This window comes from Okeania sp. SIO2F4, from assembly GCF_010672385.1.
In the GTDB taxonomy this organism is placed as follows: domain Bacteria; phylum Cyanobacteriota; class Cyanobacteriia; order Cyanobacteriales; family Microcoleaceae; genus Trichodesmium.
In genome coordinates this window covers 1-8,637 of the sequence record NZ_JAAHGT010000379.1, presented here as the reverse complement: position 1 = coordinate 8,637, position 8,637 = coordinate 1, and the positions used below count along the sequence as shown (strand labels likewise).

Annotated in this window: 7 protein-coding genes and 1 pseudogene; 5 read left to right on the top strand and 3 right to left on the bottom strand. The window is 34.5% G+C overall.

Features of this window, described 5'->3' with window-relative positions; genetic code table 11:
- Nucleotides 1-128 precede the first annotated feature (128 nt).
- Nucleotides 129-1,601, top strand: a complete 1,473-nt coding sequence (locus tag F6K22_RS22090; RefSeq protein ID WP_293102732.1) for an MptA/MptB family glycosyltransferase — start codon at nt 129-131, stop codon at nt 1,599-1,601.
- A gap of 371 nt (nt 1,602-1,972) precedes the next feature.
- Here F6K22_RS22090 and F6K22_RS22085 read toward each other — a convergent pair whose 3' ends face one another.
- The 3 genes and pseudogenes from F6K22_RS22085 to F6K22_RS22075 all read right to left on the bottom strand — a co-directional run bounded on the left by F6K22_RS22085 (nt 1,973) and on the right by F6K22_RS22075 (nt 4,802).
- Nucleotides 1,973-2,335, bottom strand: a complete 363-nt coding sequence (locus F6K22_RS22085) for a phage holin family protein (protein WP_293102729.1) — start codon at nt 2,333-2,335, stop codon at nt 1,973-1,975.
- 1,044 nt (nt 2,336-3,379) lie between these two features.
- Nucleotides 3,380-3,577: a hypothetical protein gene (locus F6K22_RS22080; protein ID WP_293102726.1), complete on the bottom strand. Its 198-nt coding sequence runs from the start codon at nt 3,575-3,577 to the stop codon at nt 3,380-3,382.
- A gap of 374 nt (nt 3,578-3,951) precedes the next feature.
- Nucleotides 3,952-4,802, bottom strand: a pseudogene (locus F6K22_RS22075) (IS630 family transposase).
- A gap of 425 nt (nt 4,803-5,227) precedes the next feature.
- Between F6K22_RS22075 and F6K22_RS22070 the strand changes: the two are divergent.
- The 4 genes from F6K22_RS22070 to F6K22_RS22055 form a co-directional block, all read left to right on the top strand.
- Complete coding sequence (locus F6K22_RS22070) at nt 5,228-5,449, top strand: hypothetical protein (protein WP_293102723.1); 222 nt, start codon at nt 5,228-5,230, stop codon at nt 5,447-5,449.
- A 191-nt stretch (nt 5,450-5,640) separates the two neighbouring features.
- Nucleotides 5,641-5,844: an eL43 family ribosomal protein gene (locus tag F6K22_RS22065; protein ID WP_293102721.1), complete on the top strand. Its 204-nt coding sequence runs from the start codon at nt 5,641-5,643 to the stop codon at nt 5,842-5,844.
- A gap of 541 nt (nt 5,845-6,385) precedes the next feature.
- Nucleotides 6,386-7,246, top strand: a complete 861-nt coding sequence (locus tag F6K22_RS22060; protein WP_293102718.1) for a Tab2/Atab2 family RNA-binding protein — start codon at nt 6,386-6,388, stop codon at nt 7,244-7,246.
- A gap of 323 nt (nt 7,247-7,569) precedes the next feature.
- A partial coding sequence (locus tag F6K22_RS22055; RefSeq protein WP_375340188.1) for a TldD/PmbA family protein occupies nt 7,570-8,637 on the top strand: 1,068 nt, incomplete at its 3' end.

The following is an 8,637-nucleotide window of genomic DNA, read 5'->3' as shown; positions in this document are numbered from 1 at the left end:
TCCCAAAACTTTTTGAGTATGGAATTTTGCCACAACCTATGGGCGGATTGCTATAGCTAATAGCTGACGGCTGAATACTTACCATTCTACTGTAATTATCTATCCATGAGTTTGGTTATAATACAAATTTGCAGAACTGTGTAAAAAATCATAAAAATGCAGCAAAATATCAACAAATGGAAAAAGTAAAGATCAATCCAATTACTAGGAAAAATCTGCCGTTGCTACTAAGTTCAATTTTTATCTTAGCAGGAGCAATTTTCATAATTCCTTATGGTGATTTTCAGGAAGCTGATACAGTACACAAATTTTGGATTGGTATTAGCATAATAAGTTTAGGATTTATAATTTCCTGGGCAATTAAATCAATTAATTATGTCTGGTTTTGGAGCATTACTATCCTAGCTAGACTAATATTAATTCCCATGGAACCATGGAGTGATGTTTGGCGTTATTTGTGGGAAGGTTACATTCAAAACTTAGGTATTAGTCCTTATGAATTCGCTCCAAATGCGATAGAATTAATTCCCTATCGAACAGAATGGTGGTCATTAATTAATAATTCTGATACTTCTGCTATTTATCCACCTTTAAGTCAATTAGGATTTCGATTTTTAGCAGCAATTAACCCATCAGTATTAATATTTAAGTTAGCTTTTATCTTAGCTGACTTAGGAATTTGTTGGTTATTAAGTAGAAAATTTACCCTAGAAAAAACCATAATTTATGCTTGGAATCCTTTAATTATTTACTCCTTTGCTGGAGGGGCTCATTATGACAGTTGGTTTATCTTACCATTAGTAGCAGCATGGTTAGCTTTTGATAATAATCGTTGGTATTGGAGTAGTTTTTTAATTGGTATAAGTGTCGCGATTAAATGGATGTCATTACCAATTTTATCCTTTGTAGTTTGGCAGAAAATATTAGATAAACAGCAGCATAATACTGATAGGATTTGGCAAATTAATGAATTAGATCAAACTAACAATTTAGCAAACAGAGAACAGAAATTAAAATTAGCTTGTAGCAAATTAACTGGGAATATCTTGTATCGTAAAATCAAACAAGTAGGTTTTTTATTATTAGTTAGTTTATTGCCAATGTGCATTGCTGCTATGAGTTTTTGTGAACCTGGAAAATGTTCGCTGATTCCTACCAGTTCAAATTTTGTTGTTAAAGGTCGTAGTGCTGAATTTATTCCCTATTTAGTTAGCTTGATTTGGGCAAAATCAACACAATATAATTGGATTTATGGGATTCCAGTGGTTCTAGGAGTGGGAATTTTAATCTGGAATATTCATAAATTTGTTAACTTTGCCGAATCCTATTTTTTTATATTATTAACTTTATCTCCAATAGTTCATTCTTGGTATTTTACTTGGTTAATTCCTTTTGCTGTAGTAACTAGAAATTTAGGTACAAAGTTGGTAACTTTATCAGCACTTATTTATTTTGTTTTACCATACAGACAAATTGCCGGAGATAACAGTTGGTTTTTGACTCCAATGGAAAGATATTGGTTATGGTTCCCTTTTATAATCGGATTTATCAGGAGTAACTGGAGAGAGAAAAAATTCAGAATCCCTAAAAAAGAACTCTGAATTATCTAAATAAGCTAGAAAGTATTTGTCAAGAAAATATTCAAACTTTAAGATTGCCATGTTACATTCATGCCTAATATCAAAAGTCCCTAATATTTGAGAAATAGCTGTATCTTAGTCAATATTTCCAGACTATTTTATCACAGGCAACAGTTGTCTATTCTTGCCTCTCTCTCTTGCTTCTTACTCTCTATTTCCTTTTTTTTATTCACTGATACATTTAGTGTCTTAGGTATAACTAACAATTAGGCGTTGGTCAATGATTGTATGATTTTTAGGAATCAGAAATAAGTATTTAAAACAGCTTTTTTTTCTTACTATCAATCTTACGACCAGAAGAACTTTATTCCTTATTTCACCAATACCAAAAATTAAAGATTTTCAGATTCTTCTGGTTTATTAACAAATCCACCAATAAAACTAGAAACCAGAGATAAAACAATTGCTCCAATAACTGCAGGCCAAAAACCATCTACTTCCAAACCAGGAGTAAAATATCCTGCTAATGAAAGAGAAATACCATTTACGACTAACAAAAATAACCCCAAACTAAGAATTGTAAGAGGCAAAGTTAGAACAGTTAAAACTGGTTTAACTATCGCATTGACTAATCCTAAAACAATCGCTGCAACTGCAGCAGCAGGAATACTATCAATTCTTACACCAGGTACAACAAACGCTGTGATTAAAAGTGATATAGTTGCCATCAACCAAGTCAATAAAAAACTTCCCATAACTGTTGTTTTAACCTCCTAATAAAATTGGAAAAATTATTTCGTTTAATTGGGATAGATAAACTTGCAAACTGCTGTAAGCTGATAAGGTAGAAAATATTATTTCTCTAGGGAACAAGGAACACCGGATCTGGGAACAGAGTAGAGCTAATAAAGATTAATTTTTAACTATACCTCACTTTCCTAAAAACTGCTTTCATTAATGGATAATTACCTCTGGTTAAAACCGCGAGGGAATTGAATATAAGGAAATATCCTAGCACTTTTCTCCCATTGGTGATTGGATATGGCTAGGTTTCCTCAGCATCCCATCCTACTCCATGCTCCGCTTTCCGACCGTTCTCTTGGTCGATTGGATATGGCTAGGTTTCCTCAGCATCCCATCCTACTCCATGCTCCGCTTTCCGACCGTTCTCTTGGTCGATTGGATATGGCGTTTCGCTGCGCGACATGAAACGCGTAGCGTCCCGGAGGGAACGGAGACCTCGCCATCCCATCCTTCGGAATGCTCCGCTTTCCGACCGCTGTCTTGGTCGATTGGATATGGCGAGGAGACCTCGCCATCCCATCCTAACGGAATGCTCCGCAAACGACCGCTTTTTCCCCTTGAAAGGGGAGGCTTTAAAGGGTGAATTATTTAATTAATAATTAATAATTATTAATTATTCGGTAAGTCCATTTAATAGACTATTTACTATGATTTTGCATCAAATTGCTGCATTCTTAGTGGCACTCAAACTTTTTTGTTGGCTTTCCATCGCCCAAAGTCAATATTATCCACTACCTCTTTCTTAATTAACATAAAACTTGATATAGCAATTGCCATGCTGCTGAGATACAAAATTCTACGTTTTAGACAATAGGGAACAGAGAATTAGGAAGAAACTATCCCACTATTATTTATTGAAACCCTTACATTTTGAATCTTCCCATTTCCCTATTTCCTTATCAAGGAAAGGTAACAAACATTCATGTATTTCATATAAAATAGGGTGCTATTTTATTTAACACCCTATTTTATATGAAATTATGTTGAATATATAATTATTTATAACTTGAGACAGTTATTCTTTTTCCTCTCTGATTGAGATATTTCTGAAGATGTTCTTGTGATGTTACCCAAGACTTTAAATTGACATCCCAAAAAAAATTAATTCGATTCCTAATTCTGAGAGTATGAACCCTTTGAAAAGATACTCCTAAAAGTCTTGCTACATTAGTTTGAGTTAATTGATCTTTCATGGTTGATGAGTTAATTGAGATTTAAATGTTGTTAGATAAATCTAAAACTTGCATCTATAATTAATGACTTATTCAGTCATCTTAGATGTTCTAATATCATCATAAAGATTAAAAACAAAAGCTTCAATAGTAATATTACTGAACTTTTAAAATTCTATTTGTAGTCAAAAATTATATTTACCCTACGGAAATTACTCAAACGTTAAACTCAATACCAAATTACAGTTTTATCTGATATTTTTGACATTACTGAATCAAGCGATAAAACTGTAAGTATTTAAGGAAATATAATATTATTTATAACAATCTTTTTTTTATAAGGTATAACAAACTCTAAATGAGGATTTATAGTTATTTAATTCAAGAATGAGACATTAAACTATACAATAATTACGAATAATTTCATCTAAAGATTTATGTGAAGGGGCATACATTCTGGCTCTCTTTAATGCACTCAAGTCATGTTCAATGTTATTTAAATCAGGAGAATATTTTGGGAGAAATATTACTTGATGCTCTGTTTCTTCTACCATTTCTCGTTCTTACATTTTGGCGATGGATTGGAGCATTATCCATAATTAATACTGAAGGAATTTCGAGCTGAGGGTAATAAATATGCATGATAACCATCCTTCAAATCCTTCTGCATTTAAACTTCCTGTGAATATCATTGGGGCAATTAAGTCATGCATTTGTTTTTCTTCTCCCCGCTACTAAGTTTTCTCTTTTTCCTCCCTTTCCTTGTTTGTCTCCATAAATTTTCTTACCTCTTTTTGACCAAGCATAAATACAACTGCTTTCCTCTTCAAATCCTGATTCATCTATATATACTAGACTTTTACTTCCATATATTTTTATTAATTTAATCAAGGCCCTATAATATTTTATTCTTTCTTTTCTAAACATTCTCTATAACGCAGTTCTTTTTTTTTCTAGTTATTTTAATTTTTTTCAGAGCACCCCAAATTGCTGTTGTACTGACTCCAAATTTCTCTGCTATGAGTTTTAGTTTTGCTTCTGGATTTTCCTTTAGATCTTTTTCTAATTCTTTCCTATCTAGTTTTCTCTGACGATTCTTTACCTTTGTGGCTTCAAGCCCTTCCCTATCTAACCATCTATATATAGATGCTCTTCCTATTCCAAAGAGTTTCGCCGCTTTCGTGATTTTCCCACCGCTTTCTACGTAATCTATCACTTTTTGTCTTAAGTCTAAACTATAACTCATTCTTTAAACTATCCTCAATTCTCTCAATTCTATTTGAGTATTTTACCCTATTTTTGTCTCATCCTTAAGTTAAACGACTATAACTTTCATTTAACAAAAAGCTTCTAAATACTTACTTCATTTTTTAGATGAGGCTGAGTTTCAAAATAAACTTTGATAGTTTGGCACTCGATCCCAAATAGAAACCCATCCATCGTTCCAAATGGAGAATATTTTAAGCTCATGCTTATTTACTTATCTTCACAAACTAAAGAATTAAAATCCCAAATAGCTTCACAATTATCTAAATGTAAATTGAAGTATCAACTTTTGTGACAAATTCCCCTATCTTCACGAGTTCTTCATATTTGTCGATTAACTTTAATTGGTAAGGTCAGCAACTTGCCCTAACAGTGATATATAAATTTTTTCTTTGGAGGTAGGAAATGCAATCAGTTTATATCATTCTATTGACTGTTTCTGCAACCGCCGTATTGATTTATAACCACACATCTGAAGATATATCCTTTGTTTTAGCTTTATTAACCGGATTAATTTGTTTCTTCTGGGGTTTTGCTTGTGCTCCATGGCTTGTTCAACTACTAATAGTATTAGGTTTATTCTGTTTTTACAGACTTTACTCGCCAGATAGCCAAGGTCTCAGTTAATTAAAGTAACATTTTTTGAACTTTTTTCAAGACAATTTTTGCGATTTTTTTTTTGCTGATTCAGATCGATCAGTTACAAGTCTTAACTAATTTAATCTGATTTTAATTCCTCATCTAAAATCATCAGTTATTTGTTAGGGGTTAGTTATTGGAAGTTTCGATGTGTTTATCAAATAAATTTGAGGTATATTATGCACACTTGTCCTTGCTGCTCTACAAAATTACTCCGTCATGTACGTCATAATAGTATTTACTGGTATTGTCCCCACTGTCGCGAAGAAATGCCTGACCTAGAGTCAATCCTATTGAGTCGTTCTCAATTATCTCACTCTTATGGAAGTTGGTTAGAGCTTCGTAAACAAAACTCTGAAGTATTAGTTGTGGTTCCAGTATAAATTAATTGTCATCTGTACTTCCATCTTTTTTAATATAGGAGTGAATAACTATTAATTCAATAATTAATATAGGACTTACGCAGAGACGATATATATAGCGTTCAAAACTATAACGTTATAGTTTTTAGACTCTATATGTAGTACATTTGCGTAAGTTATGTAATAATTACCTATTGTTCAAAAAAAGACGATGGGCTAAAAAGAAATTTTTTTCTTTTTTCTTTCTGTGTGGGTAGTTTTAGTGTCAAGGTTAACTTACTCATGCCTTTATTTTCAGTAAGTAGGTAAGTGGGAAAATTTACAACTATGTCATTGCGACTGGAACTCCTGGAAGGAGGCAATCTCAAGGTTTGCGACTACATTAAAATTTGGTGCTTACCTACTTATCCTAATAATAAGCTTTTAGAATACTGCGGGATAAATTCTGTTCCTAATTTTTCACATCATTATTAAAACATCCTGGCTCTCATCTTAATTTTGCAAACTCTGGTAATTTGAGAATAATCACTAACCCGATTTAAAATAAATTCAAGAGCAAGGCATGGCCACTATTTGGGAACTAGACTTCTACAGTCGTCCAATACTCGATGACAGACAAAAAAAACTCTGGGAACTATTAATTTGCCAAAGTCCCGTAGGCATTAATGAACCGACAGACTCTTTGTATCGTTACTCGGAGTTTACAAATAATCAAGAAGTAAACTCAATTTGGCTACGAAATGCTATAGAAAAAGCGATCGCTGATGCTCCCGAACCGCCTCAAAAAATACGCTTCTTTCGTCGCCAAATGAATAACATGATCGCCAAAGCTTGTGCAGAACTGGCCATACCTACAGCCCTAAGTCGTCGCACTTATTTACTCAACCAGTGGCTAGAACAACGAATGGAAGAAGTTTATCCGACTTATCCCGGTTATCAACCAGGAACAAATCCTTCCGTTCAATATATGAATTCTGTACCACAACCTTTACCAGATGCCTTAATTGGAGAAAAATGGACATTTGTTAGTTTAGAAGTTGGGGCTTTTGCAGAAATGTCAGAGTGGGATATTGATTTTGGAGAAGCTTTTCCCCTCAGTATGATGAATATAGCACCTAATTGTCCTATTCCTGGTTTGATTATCTATTCGTCTAGGGCGCAAGCTTTAGCTGCTTGGATGTCAGGGTCAGAGTTAGCTTTTATCAAATTTAGTCCTAACCCAGCAGCTAGATTACTACTACAGACTGGAGGTGATGATTCTTGGATTTTAGCTAATCTGAGTAATCCATCAACTATTGCCGAAGCTAAAAGATTTTCTGAAGCCAAGTCAAAGGCCAAAGAGGTTCATTTTCTGGCAGTACAGTCAAATCCAGAATCAGAATCATTTGCTGGTTTTTGGTTATTACAAGAAATTAATATTTAGGACAGCCTGATTAAATCTCAAAGGATTTACAGGGAAAGAACTTACTCAAAACCGCTATATATAGTACGGGTAAACGGGATATTTCCCCTACAGATGGTGTATGTTTTGATATTTTGCGTAAGTCCTGAGAGAAAAGCTGTAGAATTTTTGGGGCTAAATAGGGATATGTGGGAAGAAAGTCAGTTTTTATTAGAGCTTAGGTATATTCCAGACCCTCTACTGCCGACACTTCCCACACTTCCCACACTTTCCACACTCCCCATCCTCCTGAAAAAGATTTAGTTAAACTTTGGGTACTGGACATTGGTACAATCCTACTAGCAATGCCATTGTCCAAAATCAAAAATCCCAAACAGAATGTTATGACCGAATTAGCAGAACAACTGCTAGAACTAGCTGCCAAAGCAGGGGCTGAGGCAGCAGAAGTATTTCAGGCGCAATCACACTCCCAGCCTATATTTTTTGAAAGTAATAGACTCAAGCAACTAGAAAGTACCCAATCAGAAGGCACAGCACTAAGACTTTGGCGAAATGGACGTCCAGGTCTAGCTGTAGCCCATGGACCTGTGACACCTAAAGCTTTAGTAGAAAGAGCCATCTCTATCAGCAGTTTGAATGAACCAGAATATATTGAACTAGCCTCGAAAGCCAAAAATCGCCATTATCCCAACCAAGGGATATTTGTACCCGTAGAACAACTGGTAAAGTGGGGCAAAGAGGCGATCGCCTTAATTCGAGAATTTTATCCAGATGTGATTTGTAACGGAGAATGGGATTGTGAAATTGAATCTACCCGTTTGATTAATTCATTAGGACTAGATTGTAATCATATAGATACAACTTTAAGTGGTTATGTAGAAGCTGATTGGGTAAGAGGTGACGACTTCTTAAATATATCTGATGGTCAAATCCAAAGAAATAGCCTCGACCCGAAGAAAGTCGCCTACCGAATCTTACAACGATTAAATTGGGCACAAAATAATGTGGCGTCCCCTAGTGGTAGACTACCTATTTTATTTACAGCTAAAGCCGCAGACTTATTATGGAGTACCATATCACTAGCTCTGAACGGCAAACAGGTACTAGAAGGTGCTTCTCCTTGGAGCGATCGTCTAGGGGAACTTGTCACTAATAAGCAAATTACTATTTCTCAACAACCAGAAGAAGGACCATTTAGTTGTCCTTTTGACGATGAAGGTACTCCAACCCGCTCTATAGAATTTATTCAAAAGGGTATTTTACAACTGTTTTATACAGACCGAACTACTGGCAAATTATTGGGTAGTGGTAAAAATACTGCTAAAATTGTCACTGAAAGAATTTCTCGCAGTACCCACCGTTATATGAAAGAAGCAGTGGTAAAGGTGAAAGATGATGCTAAAGAATTAGCT